Source organism: Megamonas rupellensis DSM 19944, assembly GCF_000378365.1.
Classification (GTDB): Bacteria; Bacillota; Negativicutes; order Selenomonadales; family Selenomonadaceae; genus Megamonas; species Megamonas funiformis.
The window spans coordinates 1-2,511 of record NZ_KB899629.1 but is presented as its reverse complement, the minus strand read 5'-3'; the positions used below and the strand labels follow the sequence as shown (position 1 = coordinate 2,511).

Here is a 2,511-nt window from a genome sequence, read left to right as displayed (position 1 = left end):
TGCTTTAACTTTAAATTCATTTGAGTATTTAGTCATAAAAAAACTGCACCTCCAAAAGTTGTTTTTTGTCCAACTTTTGGGGTGCAGTTCAAAATACCTATCACTCTTTTTATTAATTATTTAATTCAGCTTTACTATTATCTTTAGCACCAGCAAGTTCTCTACCACAATGAACAGCTACAGAAATTGCAAGTATCATCAAAGCAAGCGCGATAATTAACTGTAATCCATCTACAGCAAAAACAAATTGTCCCATAGATAATTTTACAACAATTGCATACACAGCTTCTACTAAAGCTGTTAAAGTAACGCAGAACATAACTACCATTGGAATATAAAGCATAAAGCCTTTTCTTCCAGTTGTTTTTAAGAATACAGCCAAAGAGATAAGTACTAATGCAGACAATAACTGATTAGCAGCACCAAATAATGGCCAGATATTCATATAACCACCAAGGCATAATAAATAACCAATAAATAAAGTTATAAGTGTAGCAAAATATTTATTTGTACATAATTTTTGTACAAAACTCATTTCTTGACCTTCATCTACACTGAATAATTCTTGGAAAGACATACGGCCAATACGAGCTACTGCATCTAATGAAGTAAGAGCTAAAGCTGATACACACATAGTCAAAATACAATTTGCTATATCATGTGGCATACCAAACATAGCGAAAAATCCAGCTACAGCTGTGGAGAAAATCTGGAAAGGTGTACCTTCTGGCAACTGACCATTAGTAGCAGCAGAACAAACAATTACTAAAGAAACAACACCTAAAACAGACTCTACAAGCATAGAACCATAACCAACAAATAAAGTATCTTTTTCATTAGAGATAGTTTTAGAAGAAGTACCTGAAGATACTAAGCTATGGAAACCAGAAACGGCACCACAAGCAATAGTTATAAATAAAATTGGGAATAAATCTTTTCCATTTACATTAAAACCTACAAAAGCTGGCATATTAATTGTTGGATTTACCGCTAATACACCGATAACACCACCAGCAATCATTGCTAAAAGTAAAAATGTACTCAAATAATCGCGAGGCTGTTTTAAAATCCACATAGGCATTACAGAAGCTGCAAATATATAAGCAAATACTACATAGAGCCAAATCATTCTATCTAAATAAATTGGAAAAGCAATACCCACAGCAAGCATAGCAATTAATAAAATAATACCTAAAACAAGACGAACTTTTTCATTCGGTTTAAATTTCTTAATGAATAAACCAAATAAAATAGCTACAAAAATAAATAACATGGATATTGAAGCTGCTGCTGCGTTTGGTGTTATTAATGCACCATCTTTACTAAATCCATTAAAAGTATTCGCTACTATATCAGCAAAAGCAGCTATTACTAATAAAGTGAATAACCAACAGAATAACAAAAATAAACGTCTGCCTGTTTTACCAATATAATGTTCAATTAACATACCCATGGATTTACCTTCATTTTTCACAGAAGCATATAATGCAGTGAAATCCTGTACTGCTCCAAAGAAAATACCACCTACGATAATCCATAAAAAAGCAGGAAGCCAGCCATACATAGCTGCAATAATTGGGCCAGTTACAGGGCCTGCACCTGTTATTGAAGAAAATTGATGAGAAAATACCGTAAATTTAGATGCTGGTGTAAAATCTTGACCGTCATTATATTTAAAAGCAGGTGTTTTTGCATTTTCATCAACACCCCAAGTATGTAATAACCAACGACCATAAATTCTATAGGCTAGAAAAAAAATTATAATAGCACAACCAACTAACATTATTCCATTCATCTAATCACCCTTTCTGGATAAATAAATTTTTTATCTCTCGATAATATATATATGTCTATATTTTATATCGAAAAATAAATGATTTTAACTTATAAAATTTATTATCGACTTATAAATATATCATCATCTATTTATTATGTCAAATTTTATTGTAAATATGTAAATCTAAAAATCAATTCAACTATAAAAAATAATTATGATATGTGTTATTTTGTAAATTGACAAATTATACTTCCCATGCTACTATTAGGATATTCAGTCTTGTTTTGGAACACAATTAAAGTCACGTCTTAGTCCTCCTCTTAATAAGTGTGGAAGATTCTTATGTGTTTTTTAGTTTGACCTCTGCACTGATTATATTTTATATCCTAAGGAGGATTTTATAATGGGAACAGGTACAGTTAAATGGTTTAATTCTGGTAAAGGCTATGGCTTCATTACTAATGATGACGGATCTGGAGATTTATTCGTTCATTTCTCCGCTATCAATTCCGAAGGCTTCAAAACTTTAGAAGAAGGTCAAAAAGTTACTTTTGATACAGAAGCTGACAGCCGTGACGCTAGCAAACTTCGTGCAGTAAACGTTACTGTTGTAAAATAATAATAGAAAAAAGAGCAATCATATGAACTGCACCCCAAAAGTTGGACAAAAAACAACTTTTGGAGGTGCAGTTTTTTTATGACTAAATACTCAAATGAATTTAAAGTTAAAGCAA

Annotated in this window: 2 protein-coding genes; one reads left to right on the top strand and one right to left on the bottom strand. The window is 31.5% G+C overall.

Annotated features, from left to right (window positions below; genetic code table 11):
• Window positions 1-112: 112 nt before the first annotated feature.
• Complete coding sequence (locus F553_RS0111510) at window positions 113-1,795, bottom strand: carbon starvation CstA family protein (RefSeq protein WP_019000209.1); 1,683 nt, start codon at window positions 1,793-1,795, stop codon at window positions 113-115.
• Between the two features lie 385 nt (window positions 1,796-2,180).
• Here F553_RS0111510 and F553_RS0111505 point away from each other — a divergent pair, with 385 nt between their 5' ends.
• On the top strand, window positions 2,181-2,396 hold the full coding sequence (locus F553_RS0111505) for a cold-shock protein (RefSeq protein ID WP_008540065.1): 216 nt from the start codon (window positions 2,181-2,183) through the stop codon (window positions 2,394-2,396).
• Window positions 2,397-2,511: the final 115 nt, after the last annotated feature.